Source organism: Corallococcus caeni (assembly GCF_036245865.1).
Classification (GTDB): Bacteria; Myxococcota; Myxococcia; order Myxococcales; family Myxococcaceae; genus Corallococcus; species Corallococcus caeni.
The window spans coordinates 745,835-763,273 of the sequence record NZ_BTTW01000001.1 but is presented as its reverse complement, the minus strand read 5'-3'; the positions used below and the strand labels follow the sequence as shown (position 1 = coordinate 763,273).

The following is a 17,439-nucleotide window of genomic DNA, read 5'->3' as shown; positions in this document are numbered from 1 at the left end:
GAACGCTGCCACATCGCGGCCACCGCCCCTCCGCCCGCTGGCCCGCCTGGAGGGCGACGGGGGCTCAAGCCTACGAGCGCCGGGCCAACAGCTCGTCCGCCGCGCGCCGGCCCGTCTCAAGCGCCCCATGCACGGTGCCCTCATCACCGCCGACGTGCGTGGCCTCGCCCGCGAAGAAGAGCGTGCTCCCAACGGGCCTGGCGAGCGCCTCGACCGCGTCCATCGCGCCCGAGGGAATGACCGCGTAGCCCCCGCGCGTGTACGGCTCGCCCTGCCAGTCCTGCACGTGCCACGCCTCCAACTGTTCGTTCAGCTCCTGCACGGAGCGATGGAAGAGCTGGGACAGCCCCTGGAGCGCGCGCCTCAGCACCACCGTGTCGCTCGAGCCGGACAACGCCGCCGCGGAGGGGCCTCCACTCCAGCCCACCAGGTGCCGCGTGCGCCGGTGAGGCGCCAGCGTCCACCACGTGGAGAACGGGGCGGCGGGCGCATGGAAGAAGCCGAAGCGAGCGGTGGCCTCCTGCTCCCGCCAGAACGGCGTGCGGAAGCGCAGGAGGATCTTCACCAGGGCGCCCATCGCCAACCGGTTCCATGCGCGCTCGTGCGCACGCACGCGCGGCACGAAGCGCACGGCGCCAGGGGCGGGGGGCTTCGCCTGCAACACGCCCACGGGCAGCGTCACCACCACGTGCCCACCCTGGAACGTCCCGAGCGGAGTGCCCTGCCGCGTCCGGGCCCGCACGCGGACCGAGCCCGGCTTCCAGCGCACCTCCTCGGCCACCGCGTTGAGGAACAGCGTGCCCGGCTTCGCGAGCAGCTTCGCGGCCATCGCGTGCAGCACGCGGTCGTATCCCTCCAGCACGCGTGACGGCGTCGTGCCCCCGGAGGCCTCCGCGGTCCGTTCCATCCGGGAGATGGCGAGCGTGCTCGCGACGTCCGGATCCGCCGCGTAGAACCCCCGGACGTACGAGCGCGCCATCGCGCTCACGACGGGCGGCCACTGGTGGAGACGCGCCTGCTCCGCCACCCACTCCGCCATGGGACGGTCGGGTGCCTTCGCGGACCTCAAGGGCTCCTGGAACGCGAAGGACTCCTCCCCGTCGTCCAGCTTCCCCCGCCACAGGAGCGCATGCGTGTCGTTGCAAGGGCTCACTGTCAGCCCGGCCCGGCGGATGCGCCGCAGCAGCGCGGCGGGCTTGCCGTGGACGAACTCGGCCCCCAGCTCCAGGGGCACGTCCGCCACCGTGTCGCGTATCGTCGCCACGCGGCCGCCCACGCGGTCGCGCGCCTCCAGCACGATGACCCGCAGGCCCTTGCCCATCAATCGTTCGGCCGCGGCGAGCCCCGCGGCGCCCGCGCCCAGGATGATGACGTCGGCCTCGTGAACCATGCCGCTCCTGCTCCGCCCAAGCGGAGCTCCCATCACGAAAAAGACGCCCGCGGCCCACCTGAGGAACGGAGGGCCGCGCGCCGGCCGTCCCCCTCCCAGGCGGGAGGAGGACAGGGGAGGGGAGAGGCGGGACTAGTACGTCTTCGGCGAGCTGCTGGAGCCCGTGCTGGAGCCGGTGTCCGGGTTCATCGTGGAGCCGTTGCCCTTGCCCATGTCCTGGTTCTTGTCATCCATGCCCGAGCCGCCCGTGCCCTCGTTGATGGACGAGTCCGGCGACATCACGTCGGACCCCGAGCCGCCCGTGCCCTGGCTCGGCGAGATGCTGGTCGCCATGTTCTTCTCGTCCTTCACCTGGAAGCTGGCGCGGATCTCCTGGCCCTCCTTCAGGCTCTTGGCGTTCTTCAGGCTCGGGTCGGTGAACTGCGTGTTTTTGTCGATGTCCAGGGGCACCACCGCGCCGCCGGTGCTGCTGATGTAGACCTTCTTGCTCTCGCTCTTGACGACCTTGCCCGTCAGCTCGTTGGCGCCCGTCATGCTCGACGAGGACGAACCCGTCGAGTGCGCGGCGGACGACCCCGAGCCGCCCATGGCGTCCGAGCTGCCGCTGGACGAGCCTTGCATGCTGCCCGAGGACGTCGACGGCTGCTGCGAACCCTGCGTCGCGCTGTCCTGGGCAAAGGCCACGCCCGAACCCAACAGCGCCACGGACGCGAAAACCCCGATGAGCTTCTTCATGGAATCTCTCCCGGATGATGTGAGTGGGACGGGGTGTCACCTGCGCGGCCCCCCGCTGGGAAAAAGCTAGGGGTGATGGGAGCGGGGGACAGGTCGGGGGGAGAAGACCGCGTGCGTGCCCGTTCGCTCCCCGGCCCGTGGGACGTGGTCCAGACCCGACAACCGGCACTCCAGCCGCCGGGTGGGGTGCTTGAAGCCGATTCCGGATTCACCTAGCGTGCTGGGGAAAGAGCGGAGGCTGGCCGCATGGCCTGCTCCCCGCCAGGAGATCGTGACCTCGATGCCCCCGCCCGCCAGGCCCTCCGCGCCGCAGCCCCAGCCCCAGGAACTGCCTGTCCCGTCCTATCCCGCCGTCGAGACCTTCATCGAGAAGGCCTCCGCCAGCGACGTCCAGGCGCTCTTCGCGCCCGTGAAGCAGGGACTCGCCGAACTCAAGGGGCCGCGCGCGGAAGTCGGCAAGAAGGCCCAGGCTGCGATCGCGCGGTCCGAGGAGCTCCTGGCCCTGCTCGTGGACGTCCGCGAGAAGCTCGTCGCGGAGTCGAAGCAGCCCAAGGGCCGGAAATGACGGGCTTTTCGGGAGCCATGACGATTTCTCGTCACCAGCAGGCAACCGGCGGCTGGCTCTCCCGATAATCCATTGAAAGAGCCACGGGATGATCCCCGGCTCCCCTTTTGAATCAACGCTGGCACCAGCGCGGAGGCTGAAATGAGCAAGATCGACAGCGGCATGATGGGCCCGAACCTGCGCATGAACACCCAGATGACCACGGCTCGGCAGACGCCGAACACGAGCTTTGGCGCGCGCGTGCAGAACGGCCTGAACAGCACCGTCGGCGCCGTGGGCGCGGGCGTGGGCGCGGTGGCGGGCTTCGTTCCCGGTGCCGGCATCGTCTCCGCCGCGGTCTCCTCCGCGCAGACCTTCTCCGGCGCCTCCGGCTCCGGCATGGCGGGCGGCCCCTACGTCGGCGTGATGAACACCGGCTCCGGCGCGGTGCCCTCCACCAACCTGCCCGGTGCGGGCACGGGCCTGCCCTCCACGGGCGGCTCCGCCTCCACCATCGGCACCAGCGTCGGCTCCGCCTCGGGCGGCGGCAGCGTGGGCGACCAGCTCAACATGAACGGCTCGCTCAAGTCGATGATGGACGACAACGTCAAGCTGCTGAACATGCAGTCCGCCATGCAGCACGAGTCGCAGCTCTTCACGGCTGTTTCCAACGTGATGAAGTCGCGGCACGATACGACCAAGAACTCCATCGGCAACATCCGCTAGTCTTCACCGACAGCGGAATCTGACCGGTGCAAGGAAGGCGGCCCTCGACGGCCGCCTTCCGTGCTTCCGGCGACCAGAAAGGCAGCGCGACGTCCATGGCGGAGACCCCCTCGGAGATTGCCAACAGCCTCGTGCCCCTGGCGCGCCAGCCGGCCATGGTCCTGCTGGAGTCCGGCTACCTGTGGCTGGACATGGGTCACTTCGACAAGGCCAAGGAGGTCTTCGTCGGTGCCGCCGCGCTGATGCCCAAGAGCGAAGTGCCGCAGATCGGCCTGGGCGCCGTGGAGTTCGCGCAGGGCAAGCACGACAAGGCCCTGGCGGCCTACCGGGTGGCCCAGCGCCTGGCGCCCCTGTCGTCGCTGCCCCGGGCACACGCCGGGGAGGCCCTGCTGTTCATGGGCAAGGTGCCGGAGGCCCTCAAGGAACTGAAGGCCGCCATCGACCTGGAGCCGGAAAGCGACGGCGCGAAGCTGGCCCAGGCGCTCATCCAGGCGAAGGAAGCGGGGGCCCTGCCTCCGCCGAAGAAGTAGCAGGCAGGAAAAGGAGGTACGTCGATGGCTGTCGGTGGAGTCGGACGTGGGGGTGGGAAGGGCCGCGCGGGCGGCGTGAAGGGGGCGTCCGGTCCGTCGGGTGCCTCTGGCGCGTCCTTTGGCGGCAAGGTGGACCGCACGGAGTCTCTCGTTGGGCCCTCGGGTCTGGTAGGCTCCAGCAACGTCCAGGGCCCCCAGGCCACGGATCCGATCGCGGCGCAGGCACTCGCCATCGCCAAGCGGCTGAAGAACGGGGGCTTCAAGAGCAAGGAGGAGGCGACGAAGGCGCTCGTCTCAGAGGTGCTCCAGGAGAAGTTGAACATGAAGTCCGCTGCCCTCACGGGCCGCATCGCCGGGGCGCTGCAGGATGATCCCCGGCTGAACCAGGTTCTCGAGCGGCTGTGGTCCAAGGCCGAGTGAGCGCGCCGCTTGCCTCTGGGTGAAGACAGGAAGGTCATCCTGGAGAAGTACGGCCCGTACGTGCGGTCGCTCGCGGCCACCGTGCGCAAGCAGTTCAATGCCCAGCTGGAGCTGGATGAACTGCTGGCCTATGGGCAGATCGGCCTCCTGGAAGCCGCGGAGCGCTTCGATCCCAAGGTGGGTGCCAACTTCCTCACCTTCGCCCACTACCGCATCAAGGGCGCCATCTTCGACGGTCTGAGGAAGATGGGCGTCCTGCGCGGCGCCGACGCCCGCACGGCCTATCAAGGCGAGCGCGCGACGGCGTATCTGGGAAATCTGGCGGACCGCGAGCAGGGCGCAAGCAACCGCGGGGCGTCATTCGACGATGATATTGGAGACATCTCGGATGCCGTGGCGGGCCTCGCGGCGGTTTTCGCGGCGGGGGCGGAAGGGGCGGAGGCGGCGGGCTACGTGGATGAATCGCTCCCGGCGGATCAGCGCCTGGAGATGGAGCAGTTGAAGAACCGGGTGCGCTCGGCCATCGAGAAGCTTCCGGAGAAAGAGCGCAAGCTCCTGCAGGGCTATTACTTCCAGGGCCGCACGCTGGAAGAGGCAGGGGCTGAAATCGGGCAGTCGAAGAGCTGGGCGTCGCGGCTTCACGCGCGCGCCATTGACCGGCTCAAGGAACTCTTGAACGAGGAGGAGGAACTCCCTCCCCCCTCGACGGATGCAAGGAGGGTGTCACATGGCGGCTCCGATGAGCGGCATCTCCGCGGGACAGGTAGCGCAGCAAAAGCTGCAGGACCAGGGCGCGCAGCAGACGCAGAAGACGGGCGCGTCGAAGTTCGACGGAGTTCTCGCTGACAAGGCGCAGGGCGCGGGCCAGGCGGACGCCGCCCAGAACGTGAACAAGGCCCAGGCCGCGCAGGCCACCCAGAAGGTGGACTCCGTCCGCCAGGTGGAGACCGTCAACAAGGCGGAGAAGGCCAACCTGAACAAGGTGAGCGGCGCTGCCCAGCAGCCCGCCACGGCCAAGGGCGCGGAGCCCGTGGACGCGAAGGCCGAAGCCTCGAAGACGACCAAGTCGGGCGGCATGGTCTCCGACCTCGTCTCCGGCCTTGAGAAGGGCCAGGTCAGCATGGACAAGCTCATCAAGGAGGCCTCCTCCGGCAAGAACATGTCCAACGCGGAGCTGCTCGGTCTCCAGGCGTCCATGTACAAGTACTCGCAGGAGCTGGACCTCACCTCGAAGGTCGTCGAGAAGGCCACCAGCGGCCTGAAGGACGTCGTCAAGACGCAGGTCTGAAGTCCCCACCCCGCCGGGCCATGGCGGCATGCGAAGGGCGGTCCCTCCCGGGGTTCGGGAGGGGGCGCCCTTCCGCGTTTTGCAAGGGCCCTGTTAAGCTACGCGCGCCCATGACTCGCCGAACGTCCGTCTACGCCGCCCCGCTCCTCGCCCTGCTGTTCCTCACCGGCTGCTCCATCGAGCTGCAGCACGAGCTGACGGAGGCGGACGCGAATGAAATCTACGTCCTGCTCAGCAAGAACGGCATCAACGCCAAGAAGGAGAAGGCGGAGGGCGGCAACGAAGTGCGCTTCACCATCGTCGTCCCCAAGGGCGACGCCGCCCAGGCCGCGGAGCTGTTGAAGCGCAACTCGCTGCCGCGCCCGGTGGAGAAGGGCCTGTCCCACTTCGCCAAGGGCAGCATGGTGCCCACCGCCACGGAGGAGCGCGCCATGCTCCTCAAGGCCATGGCGGGTGAGGTCTCCAACGCGCTCAACCAGATCGACGGCGTGCTGGAGGCGCGCGCCATCGTGATGGTGCCGGAGAACAACGACCTGTCGCAGCCGGAGAACAAGCCGATGCCGTCGGCCTCCGTGTTCATCAAGTACCGCACCGTGGAGGGCGGCAAGCCCCCCGTCACGGTGGACGCGGTGAAGCAGTTCGTCGCCAGCTCCGTGTCGGAGCTCAAGCCGGAGGCCGTCACCGTGCTGATGACGGAGGCCATGGCCCCCACGGCGGAGACCACGGAGACCAACCGCCTCCAGGACGTGCTGGGCGTTCGCATGACGGCCGCCAGCGCGAGCACGTTCAAGATGATCCTCGGCGGCGCGTTCGCGCTCATCCTGGCGATGATGGGCGTCACCGCGTGGACCTTCATGCGCGGCGGCTCCGGTGGCGGTGCCCCCGCCGCGGCGGCGCGCCCCGCCCGTGCGCGCGGCGGCCGCACCGAGTAGTCCCGAACGTCGCTTCCCGCGGCCCTCCTGGGGCGGACCGCGGGACGTGTCCTCCAGGCCGGGGACACGTCTTCTATCTTCAGCGGGCCACCTGGGGGCCCGCGAGGTGACCGTTGGATTCCTTCTTCACCTCGCTCAGCAAGCGCCAGACCATGATGCTGCTCACCGCGGTCACCTTCGGGGGCCAGGAGAGCATGGCGGCGCTGGAGCACCTGCCGGACGAGGAGGGCGCGCTCTTGCGCCACCGCGCGCAGGAGATCCTCCAGATTCCGCGCGAGAAGCGCCTGCCCGCGGTGGTGCAGGAGCTCAAGCGCCTGATGAAGGACCGGCGCGGCCAGCTGTGGACCGCGGATCCGGAGCGGCTGGCGGCGCTGCTCCAGCGCGAGCGCGGGGCCCTGGTGGAGGTCACCCTGCGCGCGCTGCCCGGCAACATGGCGGAGGCCGTGCGCGGCCACCTGCCGCCCTCGCGCGTGAAGCTCACCCGCGAGGTGCGGCCCCAGGTCCTGGACATCATCCGCTGGAAGCTGGAGGAGGCGCTGGCGCGCGAGGTCGCCGGCCAATCCGCGGGCTTCAAGTTCGCGGACGTGCTCAACCTCCAGACGCGCGAACTGCTCACGGTGAGTGATCGCCTGGGGGCGCGCGTGCTCGGCCCGGCGCTGGCGGGGCTCCCCGAAGGCGAGCTGAACGGCCTGATGGAGTCGCTGCCTCCGGACCTGTTGCAGCTCGCCAGCAAGTCCGTGGCGGCCAATGCGCCGCGCAAGCTCCCGGAGGAGGACGCGCGCGCGCAGATCAACCTGCACGAAGGCTTCAGCCGCCTGGCCGGGGCCATCCGCAGCGCGGGCGTGCAGCGGCTGGCGCGCGCGTGCGTGGCGCAGTCCCCGGAGTTCGCCGCGCGCATGCTGGAGAAGCACCGTGGCGAGTTCGGCCACCTGCTGGCGAAGTGGGTGCGCGAGGAGCGCTCGCGGCCGACGGCCCGGGGCGATGGCGGCCGCACCGACATCGTCATGGACCTGGAGCGGCTGGCCGTGCGCGGCCTCATCGAGCGGCCCGTCCGCCTGACGGCGCCGCCGCCGCGCCCCTCCGCCGTGCTGCCTCCACCGCCGGGAGCGCGCAAGGCCGCCCCGGCCCCGGGAGCCCGTCCCGCCGCCGCGGCACCCCCGGCACCGCGCGAGGCCCAGCGTCCCACCGCCGCGGATCCGTCGCGTGCGCCCGCGCTCCGGCCTCCCAGGCCCATGCGGGACGCGGGTCCCGCCGACGACGAGGCCGCGGGAGATGCCGGCGCCAGGCGCGACTTCATGGCCGAGCGCGCCGCCCGTCGCGCGGGTGCGGCGTCCAGCCGTGACGCGGGGCCGGGCGCTGCCCCCGGTGGACGTCCGCGTCCGCCCCCGGGAGAGGAGCGGGGCTCGTCGGTGGGCCCCGCGCCCCGTGCGTCCATGGCCTCGCCGGAAGGAGACGCGAACGGCTCGCGGATGCGCCGGATGCCGGTGGAGCGCGAGCGTGGCCCCGCGCCCCGTGCGTCCACGGGGGCGCCAGAGGGGGAGTCCGGGGGCTCGCAGATCCGCCGGATGCCGCTGGAGCGCGGCCCCGCGCCCCGCGCGTCCACGGGGGCGCCGGAAGGAGAGGCCGGGGGCTCGCAGATCCGCCGGATGCCGGTGGATCGAGGCTCGTCGGTGGGCCCCGCGCCCCGCGCGTCGACCGGGGCTGTTCCCAGCCGCCGTGAGCCGGACGCATCCCGGCCCTCGCGTCCGGCCCGCCCGGATCCGCAGGGCGCCCGCATTGGCCCGCCGCCCTCGAGGTTGGGCGCACGCGGTGCGTCACGCCCGCCGGAGCCGGACGCGCCCGAGGGCCGCTCCGTCCGGGCCGAGCGCCCCGCGCGGCCTCCCGCCGACGCGGAGGAGCGCGCGCCCCGGCGCCCGGAGTCTTCCGGGGAGTCCACCGACGGGGCCCGGGTGCTGCGCTCGCGCACCGGTGCCCGTCCCGCGGCGCGTCCCGAACCGGGGGATGCTCCGGAGCGTCCCCCGCGCGTGCTCTCCAGCCAGGCGTCCTCCTCCTCCCGGTCCTCGGAGGGAACCCAGGTGGGCCGCAGGCGCCCCCCTCCCACCGACCGGCCGGCCCCGGATGACGCGGGCGGTCCGGGAGGGCGTGGACCGCGCGGCGGAACGCGCTAGCATCCGGTCTGCAAGGAGCGGCCCATGGCGATCGGGAAGGTAATCAAGGGGGACGGGTTGGCGGAGTCGGTGGTCGTCGCCACGTCCGAGCGGCCGGCGCTGCGTCCGCCGCGCGCGGGCGTGATGAACGCCGAGGTCTTCGAGGCGCGCCAGGGCGCCCAGGGCATCATCGAGGAGGCCCAGCGCGAGCGTGAGCGCATCCTCGCCGAGGCCCAGCGCGAGAAGGAGGAGCTCTTCGCCAAGGCGAAGGACCTGGGCCGGCAGGAAGGCATTGCCCAGGCGACGGAGCTGCTGCTGCGCGCGAAGATGCAGGCCGGGGAGATGCTCCAGTCCCAGGAGCAGGACATCATCGCGCTGGCGCTGAAGATGACGGAGAAGATCCTCGGCCGCGACCTGGAGCGCGAGCCGGAGCTGCTGGTGGACATGTGCGCCGCGGCCATCGACAACCTGCGCAACGCGCGCGCCATGGTCTTGCGCGTGCACCCGAAGACGGCCGCGGTGCTTCGCGCCAAGCGCCCGGTGCTGATGGAGCTCATCGGCCGCACGGTGGACCTGGCCATCAAGGAGGACCCGGAGGTCGCTCCCGTGGGCTGCATCGTCCAGACGGAGTTCGGCACCGTGGACGCGCAGCTGCCCACGCAGCTGGAGATGCTCCAGAACCTCCTGCAGCCGGACACCGCGCGCAAGCCCGGCCCTCCCTGAGCCTTCCTGCTCGCGCCGCGCCCTAGAGCCTCCAGGACTCCGCCATGGCCATCGACCTTTCGCGCTACTACGACCTCATCAAGGAAGCGTCCCTCGTCCGGGTGCGCGGCCGCGTGACCGAAATGACGGGCCTCGTCATCAAGGCGAGCGTGCCCAACGTGCGCATCGGCGAGGTGGTGCTCGTCAAGAGCCGCCAGCGCGGCCTGATGAAGTCGGAGGTCGTGGGCTTCGTGGGCGACGAGGTGATGCTCATGCCCCTGGGCGAGCTGTACGGCATCGGTCCGGACAGCGAGTGCATCCCCACGGGCCGTCCGCTCACCATCAAGTGCGGCGACGCGCTCCTGGGCCGCGTGCTCAGCGGCATCGGCGAGCCCATGGACGGCATGCCCCTGGAGGGGGAGGGCCTGGTCGACTGGCCCGTGGACCGCGACTGCCCGGACCCGTTCACCCGCCAGCGCATCGAGCGGCCGCTGCCCCTGGGAGTCCGCTGCATCGACGGGCTGCTCACCGTGGGCGAGGGTCAGCGCGTGGGCCTCTTCGCGGGCTCCGGCGTCGGCAAGTCCACGCTGATGGGGCAGATTGCCCGCAACACGCAAGCGGACCTGAGCGTCGTGGCGCTCATCGGCGAGCGTGGTCGCGAGGTGCGCGAGTTCATCGAGGACGCCATGGGCGAGGAGGGCATGAAGCGCGCCGTGCTGGTGTGCGCCACGTCCGACCAGCCCGCCCTCGTGCGTCTGCGTGCCGCGTACGTCGCCACGGCCATCGCGGAGTACTTCCGTGAGCGCGGCGGCAACGTGCTGTTCATGCTCGACACGGTGACGCGTCTGGCGCGCTCCCAGCGCGACATCGGCCTCGCCATCGGTGAGCCCCCGGCGCGTCAGGGCTACCCGCCCAGCGTCTTCTCCATGCTGCCGCGCATCCTGGAGCGCACGGGCAACTCGGCGAAGGGCAAGTGCACCGCCATCTACACCTGCCTCGTGGCCGGCGGTGACATGGAGGACCCCATCGCGGACGAGGTCCGAGGTATTCTGGACGGCCACTTCATCCTCAACCGTGAACTGGGCGCGCGAAACCAGTGGCCCGCCATGGACGTGCTCCAGAGCCTCAGCCGTGTGATGAGCGGCATCGTCAGCAAGGAGCACAAGAAGGCCGCTGGCAAGCTGCGCGAGACGCTCGCCACCTACGAGAAGCAGCGCGACCTCATCCTGCTGGGCGCCTACCAGGCCGGCGCGGACCCCCGGACGGACTACGCCATCGAGAAGTACGACGCCATCATCGACTTCCTCAAGCAGGACACCCACTCCAACTCTCCGTATGAGGAGACCGTGGAGCAGCTCATCAACCTGTTCGCGGACTGACGCGGGCCGCCTTCCGGCCGGCCTGCATGGACGGGGCGGTTTTTGGGTAGGATGCCCCCACCATGCCCCCGTACCGGTTGCAGTCGTTGCTGGACATGCGTGAGAAGGCGAAGGAGGAGGCCGAGCAGGCCTTCTCCGACGCCGTCAAGGCGCTGGCGAAGGAAGAGGCGGAGCAGAAGCGCCTGGAGGCGGAGCTGGAGCGCCGCCGCAAGGAGCGCAAGGCCAAGGTCGCCGAGTACTTCCAGCAGATCATGGCCAAGGGCGCCGGCATCAACGGCATGAACATGATGGGCCGCTTCGAGGAGCGTCTGAAGGACGACGAAGCCCAGGTCGCCCTCCAGATTGAACACCAGAAGGAGGTCGTCCGGACGGCCGGCCGCCTGGTGGAGCAGCGCCGCATGCTGATGGCCGAGGCCGCCAAGGAGCTCAAGGCCATCGAGAAGAACAAGGAGAAGTTCATCAAGCAGGTGAAAAAGGAGCGCCAGGACCGGGAGGAGTTGCAGCAGGAGGAGATCGGCAGCGCCTTGTTCCTGGCCCGCCAGCGCAAGTAACCTCCCGCCGCCTTCCGCCGAGTCTGGAGAGACGCCATGAGCCGAGTTGATGACGATCGCGATGCCGCGCGCTTGGCGGAGCGGATGATCCAGGAGCGCAAGCTCGCGGAGGCGAAGACCCAGAAGCGCCTGCAGGGCGACTCCGTCTTCTCCAAGCTGGTCCAACAGGGGCAGGCGGAACAGGCCCAGCCCAAGCAGGCGCAGGAGCTGAAGCAGCCCCTGGGCAAGCAGGTGCTGGCGCGCCTCGCGCAGGGCCAGGGCAAGACGTTCGACGAGAAGCTGGCCCAGAAGGAGACCCCCTTCGCGAAGCCCGGGGAGACCACCCAGGGCGCCCAGCAGTCGCAGCAGTCCCAGCGCAGCGCCCAGACGCAGAACCTGTCCAAGGGCGGGGAGGCCCGCAAGTCAGAGGTCGTGGAGGAGAAGCGCTCCACGGACGTCCGCGAGGGCGACATGACCAAGGCCGAGGGACAGGCCGGCCGGCTGAGCCAGGAGAAGGGCGAGCTGAAGATCGACGTCAACGCCGGAGGTGGCAAGGGCGCGGGCGGCGGAGCCGGCAAGGAGAAGGACGACAAGGGCGGGCAGATGGCCGCCGCCGCGGGCTTCCGCTTCAACCCCGCGCTGATGGCGCCGGTGCCGGTGGCCAAGCCCAAGGACACGGCGGGCTCCGAGCGGCTGCGCGCCATGGCGAACGAGATCGCCCAGAAGATCGTCGAGCGCGTGCGCGTGGGCACCAACGCCGCGGGCAACGCGGAGTTCCAGATCGACCTGCGCGGCGACGTGCTCAACGGCCTGTCCATCAAGGTCAGCGCGAAGAACGGCAAGATCTCCGCCGTCTTCAGCGGCAACGACCGCGACACGCTGAAGATGCTGGAGGAGCAGAGCGACGGCCTGCGCAGCGCCCTGGGCGGCCGGGGACTGGCGCTTGAAAATCTGAGGTTCGAGGCGAAGACATGAGCCTGGAGCCGGACGACGAGCCCGGAGTCTTCGAGCGCACCATGTTGGTCGACACCCGGAAGCTGGGACCGCCCCCGAAGCCCGCGCAGGCTCCCGCGCCGGTCATGCCGTGGCGGCCGTTCGCCTTCTCCCACCTGGAGAAGGTGTCGCGCACGCAGGGCCAGCTGGCGGAGCGGCTGCGCTGGCTCACGCCCAACGCGGGCACGCTGGAGACAGTCTGCGCGCGCCTCAAGGCCCTGTTCGACGTGGACGTGCGCCTGTCGGTGGAGTCCGCCCAGGCGCGCCCCATGACGGAGCTGCGCCGCTTCCTGGGCGACCCGTCCTTCCTGGCGGTGCTGGCCCCTGGCGCGCTCAAGGGCCGGGTCATCCTCGAAATCGAGCTGTCGCTGGCGCACTCGGCGGTGGACCTGCTGCTGGGCGGCGCCGGTGAGACGGTGGGCCTGCGGCCCCTGACGGACATCGAGGAGGGCGTGATGGGCTACGTCGTCCTGGAGGCCCTGAAGGAGCTGGTGCCCGGGCTGCAGCCCGGCGTCCCCCGGCCCCGGCTGGACGGCGTCGCGCGCGGCGTGGACGAGGTCTCCGCGCGCCTGGGCGAGGACGGCCCGATGCTGGCGGTGCACCTGAACGCGGTGCTGGGCACGCACCGCGGCATCGTGCGGCTGGTGGTGCCGTCGGCGGTGCTGGAGGCCGCCGAGCCCGCGGTGGAGAGCGCCCAGCGGCGCGACCAGCGCCGGCAGGACATGAAGGCCAACGGGCGGCGCCTGTCCGCGCTGCGCGACTGGCTGCGCGCGGAGATTGGCGTGGCGGAGCTGTCCGCCCAGGACCTGGCGTCGCTGCGCATCAAGGACGTGCTGCTCCTGGACCTGCTGTCGGCGCGGCCGGACAGGGGCGAGGCCGGCACGGCGCAGCTGCGGCTGGGCCTGGGGCGCACCGGCCACTTCGCGGCGGACGTGTTCGTGGAGAACGGCCGCTACCGGGCGCGCATCACGGACATCATCCCCGGCGAGCCGGGCAACCCCCAGGGTGGGGAGTCCGGCGGGTCGGAAGAGAACGAGGACTTCACCAACCCGGAGCTGGGCGTTCCTCCGGAACTCGAAGGGGCGGCATTGGACGACAAGGACGGAAGCGATCTGCTCAGCGACCTGCCCCTGCAGGTGGCGGTGGAGCTGGCGCGCGTGCCCATCACGGCCGAACAGGTGGTGGGCCTGCGCACGGGCCAGGTCATCGACCTGCGCCGTGGGGCAGGGGAGCCCGTGGACCTGTCGGTGAACGGCAAGGTCGTGGCTCGGGGCGAGCTCGTGGAGCTGGAGGGCCAGCTCGGTGTGCGCATCATCCACCTGAGCTGAAGCGCCTGTGCCCGTGCGTCAGAGGGCAGGCGGGCAGGGAGGCGTGCTCGTGCCCGGGCCCGTGGCGGTCCTGACTCGGGTGAACTAGGCTCGCGCCCATCCATGGCGGTCCTCGGTCTCTCCTCCTCGCGCCTGTTGCTCGGCGCCGCGCTCCTCTTCGCGTCGCCCGCCGTCCTGGCGCAGGCGCCCGCGGCCTCCACGCCGGATGCCTCCGTCGCGGCGCCGGCCCCGGAGGCGGCCGCGCCCGAAGCCGTGAAGCAAGCGGCTCCCGCGGTGGCTCCCGCCGCCAGCGATGGCGCGACCCGCGCGAAGCGCCACGCGGACGAACTGGACCGCGAGCTGGGCGTCGGTGAGCCGGACCCCCTCGAGGAGCAGGAGAGCCTGGGCTGGGTGGTGGTGCGCACGGTGGCGCTGCTGGGCGCGGTGCTCGCGGCCATCTACCTCACGCTCAACGTGGGCCTGCGCAGGCTGATGGGGTTGCAGGGCGTGCCCATGGGCAAGGCGGCGGTCGTGTCGGTGATGGAGCGCATCCCGTTGGATCAACGGCGCACGCTCTTCGTCCTGAAGGCCGCGGACGAGTACCTGCTGGTGGGTGGCGGCGAGGGTGGCGTGCAACTGGTTTCGAAGCTGGACCGTGACGCCGTGGAGCGCATCCGAGCCGCGCGTCCGCCGTCGTCGCCGGTCTCCCTGAGTCCTTTCCTCCAGAAGCTCCTCTCCCGCCGGACCGGTGGCACCACGCCGCCGCCGGGCGTCTGAAGGCCGTCCCGTGAACCGTTCGTCTCCCGCCGCCCGTCCGCTGTTGTTCCGCGCTCCGCCCTGGCTCTTCGCGGCCCTCGTGTCCCTGCACCCCTTCGTCGCGTCCGCGGCGAAGAAGGGCGGGGACGCACTGCCGGATTCACTGGTGAAGGAGGCGGCGGCCACCGACTCGTTCACCTCCAAGCCGCTCATCCTCATCCTCGCGCTCGCGGCCATGTCCCTGGTCCCGTTCGCGCTGATGATGGTGACCAGCTTCGTGAAGATCTCCGTGGTGCTCTCCATCGTCCGCTCGGCGCTGGGCACCCAGCAGATTCCCCCCACGCAGGTCATCACCGGCCTGGCCATCATCCTCACCGTCTACATCATGGCCCCCGTGGGTCAGGACATGTACCGGGCGACCGGCATGGACATCATCAACCGGGGCACGTCCGTCTTCTCCTCGGAGACGGTGGGCACGATGCTGACGGCCGCGGACAAGTCCAAGGAGCCGTTGCGCGACTTCCTGATGAAGAAGGTCACCAACAAGGACCGCACGCTCTTCTACAGCCTGGCGAAGAAGATGCGGAAGGAGGAGGACCGCAAGGACATCGGCCCGAACGACTTCATGGTCATCGTGCCGGCCTTCGTCGTGTCCGAACTGAAGGAGGCCTTCCAGATCGGCTTCCTGCTCTTCGTACCTTTCATCGTCATCGACATGGTGGTGGCCAACATCCTGCTGGCGCTGGGCATGCACATGCTGTCGCCCACGACCATCTCCATGCCCTTCAAGCTGCTGTTGTTCGTGCTCGTGGACGGCTGGTACCTCATCGCCAAGGGCCTGGTCATCGGCTACCTGTAAGGAGCCCCGTACTCCCATGAATCAGCTCACGTTCATCACCCAGGAGGCGCTGTTCCTGGTGCTCGTGGTCTCCGCGCCGCCGGTGCTCATGAGCCTCCTGGTGGGCTTCATCATCGCCCTGTTCCAGGCCACCACGCAGATCCAGGAGCAGACGCTCACGTTCGCCCCCAAGGTCGTCCTCGTCTTCGGCGTGCTGGCCATGACGGGCCCGTGGATTGGCGGACAGCTGCTGCGCTTCACCTTCCACGTCTTCGACCGCTTCCCGGCGCTCATCGGCAGATGAACATCGGCGAAGCGATGGCCGAGCTGGGTGCTCGGGTCAACCTGTCGGTCACCATCTTCACGGTGGCGCTCATCATGTGCCGCGTGATGCCCATCCTCATCTTCAGCCCGTTCCTGGGCGGCGAGGTCGTTCCCTCGGAGATGAAGCTGGGCCTGGGCCTGATGGTGTCCGTGGTGTTGTTCCCGTCCGTCGCGGACCGGATGGACAAGATTCCCCTGAGCGCGCTCCCCTATATCGGGCTGCTGCTCAAGGAGGTCTTCATCGGGCTGTCGCTGTCGTACATCGTCAACATCGTCTTCGACGCGGCCCGTGTCGCGGGCAACTTGATGGACACCATGGCGGGCAGCAACAACGCCCAGCTCTACGTGCCGCAGCTGGGGCAGCAGGTGTCGCTCTTCTCCAGCCTCAAGGTGCAGCTGTGCGTGGTGCTGTTCCTGTCGCTGGACGGACACCACATCATCATCCAGGCGCTCGCGGAAAGCCTGGCCGTGGTGCCGCTGGAGGGCTTCCCGCACTTCAGCCGTGGCGTGTGGCCCTTCTTCGACCTGATGATCCGCTCCTTCGCGAACCTGCTGAAGATCAGCCTGGCGCTGGCGGGGCCCGGCATGGTGGCCGCCTTCGCCACCGACCTGGCCATGGGCGCCATCAACCGCGTGGCCCCGCAGATCCAGGTCTTCTTCATCGCGATGTCGCTCAAACCGCTGATGAGCGTGCTCATCATCTTCGTCTCCATCCACGTCATCATCGGCCGCATGCAGGGCGAAATGGTCTCCATGCTGCGCATGGTGCGGCAGGCCATCCAGCTGCTGGGCTGAGGACTCCCGGGACCGCACCATGTCGGACGAGAGTGGCGACAAAACAGAGGAACCGTCTCAGAAGAAGCTCGACGACTCCCGCAAGAAGGGGCAGGTCTGGAAGAGCAAGGACCTGACGGGCGTCGCCGTGCTCGTCGCCGGCCTGGGCATCGCCCGGGGCACCTGGGGCACGGTCGAGGCGGAGATCTCCTCGCTCTTCCTCTTCACCTTCGACGTCATCGCGCATCCGGACCGCCTGGACCTGGCGATGTCGCAGATCCTCTACATGGCGTTGAAGTCGCTGGCCGTCCTCACGATTCCGGTGGCGGCCGGGGCCGCGGCGATGGGCGGGCTGATGGAGTTCCTGCAGGTCGGGTCGCTCTTCACCATCGACCCGGTCATGCCAAAGTTCGACAAGCTCAACCCCATCGCGGGCTTGAAGAACATGTTCACGAAGAAGGCCTTCGTCGAACTGCTCAAGAACCTCATCAAGATTTCCGTCGCCGCCTATGTCGTCTACGGCGTGGTGCGCGACTCGATGCCCCTGGTCATCGAGACGGTCCGGCAGGACACGCACGGCATCATGGCCATCCTGGGGGAGATCATCTACCGGGTGGGCGCGCGCATCGTGCTGCTCTTCGTCATCTTCGGCGTGTTCGACGTGTGGTGGCAGCGCAAGTCGTACATGAAGGACATGATGATGACGAAGGAGGAGGTCAAGAAGGAGTACAAGCAGAGCGAAGGCGACCCGCACCACAAGGCCAAGCGCAAGGAACTCCACCACGAGATCATGGAGGGCGCCCAGATGGAGGCGGTGAAGGACGCGAGCGTCATCGTCACCAACCCGGACCACGTGGCTGTCGCGTTGATGTACGACCAGAACAAGGACGGGGCCCCCCGCGTGCTGGTGAAGGGCATGGACGCCAAGGCGGAGCGCATCAAGGCGCTGGCGAGGGAAGCCGACGTGCCCCTGCTGCGCAACGTGCCGCTGGCGCACGCGCTGTTGCGAGTGGAGGTGGGCGAGGAGGTCCCCGAGGAGCTCTACGACGCGGTCGCGGAGGTCCTCAACTTCGTCTACGGGCTGAAGCAACAGCAGAACGCGGCGCCCCCGGCGCGCGCCTGAG

20 protein-coding genes are annotated in these 17,439 nt (G+C 69.8%); 18 read left to right on the top strand and 2 right to left on the bottom strand.

Features of this window, described 5'->3' with window-relative positions:
* Positions 1-70: 70 nt before the first annotated feature.
* Complete coding sequence (locus AABA78_RS03205; protein WP_338261557.1) at positions 71-1,390, bottom strand: flavin monoamine oxidase family protein; 1,320 nt, start codon at positions 1,388-1,390, stop codon at positions 71-73.
* A gap of 132 nt (positions 1,391-1,522) precedes the next feature.
* Entirely contained in the window at positions 1,523-2,125 is a 603-nt protein-coding gene (locus AABA78_RS03200; RefSeq protein WP_338261556.1) for a hypothetical protein, read from the bottom strand.
* Positions 2,126-2,405: 280 nt separating this feature from the next.
* Between AABA78_RS03200 and AABA78_RS03195 the strand changes: the two genes are divergently transcribed.
* From AABA78_RS03195 to sctU, 18 genes are all read left to right on the top strand, one after another.
* Entirely contained in the window at positions 2,406-2,690 is a 285-nt protein-coding gene (locus AABA78_RS03195; RefSeq protein WP_338262367.1) for a hypothetical protein, read from the top strand.
* A gap of 141 nt (positions 2,691-2,831) precedes the next feature.
* Positions 2,832-3,395, top strand: coding sequence for a hypothetical protein (locus AABA78_RS03190; protein ID WP_338261555.1), 564 nt, complete (start codon positions 2,832-2,834; stop codon positions 3,393-3,395).
* A 95-nt stretch (positions 3,396-3,490) separates the two neighbouring features.
* Positions 3,491-3,925, top strand: coding sequence for a tetratricopeptide repeat protein (locus AABA78_RS03185; RefSeq protein ID WP_120530743.1), 435 nt, complete (start codon positions 3,491-3,493; stop codon positions 3,923-3,925).
* A gap of 24 nt (positions 3,926-3,949) precedes the next feature.
* Positions 3,950-4,345, top strand: a complete 396-nt coding sequence (locus AABA78_RS03180; RefSeq protein WP_014398430.1) for a hypothetical protein — start codon at positions 3,950-3,952, stop codon at positions 4,343-4,345.
* Positions 4,346-4,354: 9 nt separating this feature from the next.
* A complete protein-coding gene (locus AABA78_RS03175) occupies positions 4,355-5,191 on the top strand; it encodes a sigma-70 family RNA polymerase sigma factor (protein ID WP_171421758.1) in 837 nt (278 codons plus the stop codon).
* A 40-nt stretch (positions 5,192-5,231) separates the two neighbouring features.
* Positions 5,232-5,633, top strand: coding sequence for an EscF/YscF/HrpA family type III secretion system needle major subunit (locus AABA78_RS03170; protein ID WP_171421759.1), 402 nt, complete (start codon positions 5,232-5,234; stop codon positions 5,631-5,633).
* Between the two features lie 110 nt (positions 5,634-5,743).
* Positions 5,744-6,565 (top strand): type III secretion protein, encoded by an 822-nt coding sequence (locus AABA78_RS03165; RefSeq protein ID WP_120528166.1) that lies wholly within the window; start codon positions 5,744-5,746, stop codon positions 6,563-6,565.
* Between the two features lie 113 nt (positions 6,566-6,678).
* Positions 6,679-8,733, top strand: coding sequence for a hypothetical protein (locus AABA78_RS03160; RefSeq protein WP_338261554.1), 2,055 nt, complete (start codon positions 6,679-6,681; stop codon positions 8,731-8,733).
* A 24-nt stretch (positions 8,734-8,757) separates the two neighbouring features.
* Positions 8,758-9,435, top strand: a complete 678-nt coding sequence (locus AABA78_RS03155) for a FliH/SctL family protein (protein ID WP_171420299.1) — start codon at positions 8,758-8,760, stop codon at positions 9,433-9,435.
* A gap of 44 nt (positions 9,436-9,479) precedes the next feature.
* Positions 9,480-10,793: a type III secretion system ATPase SctN gene (gene sctN, locus AABA78_RS03150; protein ID WP_171420300.1), complete on the top strand. Its 1,314-nt coding sequence runs from the start codon at positions 9,480-9,482 to the stop codon at positions 10,791-10,793.
* Positions 10,794-10,855: 62 nt separating this feature from the next.
* Positions 10,856-11,344: a flagellar assembly protein FliH gene (locus AABA78_RS03145; protein ID WP_338261553.1), complete on the top strand. Its 489-nt coding sequence runs from the start codon at positions 10,856-10,858 to the stop codon at positions 11,342-11,344.
* Between the two features lie 36 nt (positions 11,345-11,380).
* Positions 11,381-12,298, top strand: a complete 918-nt coding sequence (locus tag AABA78_RS03140; protein WP_338261552.1) for a flagellar hook-length control protein FliK — start codon at positions 11,381-11,383, stop codon at positions 12,296-12,298.
* On the top strand, positions 12,295-13,644 hold the full coding sequence (sctQ, locus tag AABA78_RS03135) for a type III secretion system cytoplasmic ring protein SctQ (protein ID WP_338261551.1): 1,350 nt from the start codon (positions 12,295-12,297) through the stop codon (positions 13,642-13,644). The genes AABA78_RS03140 and sctQ overlap by 4 nt, the downstream gene beginning before the upstream one ends.
* Before the next feature lie 102 nt (positions 13,645-13,746).
* Positions 13,747-14,400 (top strand): flagellar biosynthetic protein FliO, encoded by a 654-nt coding sequence (locus AABA78_RS03130; protein ID WP_338261550.1) that lies wholly within the window; start codon positions 13,747-13,749, stop codon positions 14,398-14,400.
* A gap of 10 nt (positions 14,401-14,410) precedes the next feature.
* On the top strand, positions 14,411-15,238 hold the full coding sequence (sctR, locus tag AABA78_RS03125) for a type III secretion system export apparatus subunit SctR (protein ID WP_338261549.1): 828 nt from the start codon (positions 14,411-14,413) through the stop codon (positions 15,236-15,238).
* A gap of 16 nt (positions 15,239-15,254) precedes the next feature.
* On the top strand, positions 15,255-15,521 hold the full coding sequence (gene fliQ, locus AABA78_RS03120) for a flagellar biosynthesis protein FliQ (RefSeq protein ID WP_171420306.1): 267 nt from the start codon (positions 15,255-15,257) through the stop codon (positions 15,519-15,521).
* On the top strand, positions 15,518-16,336 hold the full coding sequence (locus tag AABA78_RS03115; protein ID WP_338261548.1) for a flagellar biosynthetic protein FliR: 819 nt from the start codon (positions 15,518-15,520) through the stop codon (positions 16,334-16,336). Before fliQ ends, AABA78_RS03115 begins: the two co-directional genes overlap by 4 nt.
* Before the next feature lie 19 nt (positions 16,337-16,355).
* Positions 16,356-17,438, top strand: coding sequence for a type III secretion system export apparatus subunit SctU (gene sctU / locus AABA78_RS03110; RefSeq protein ID WP_338261547.1), 1,083 nt, complete (start codon positions 16,356-16,358; stop codon positions 17,436-17,438).
* Position 17,439: the final 1 nt, after the last annotated feature.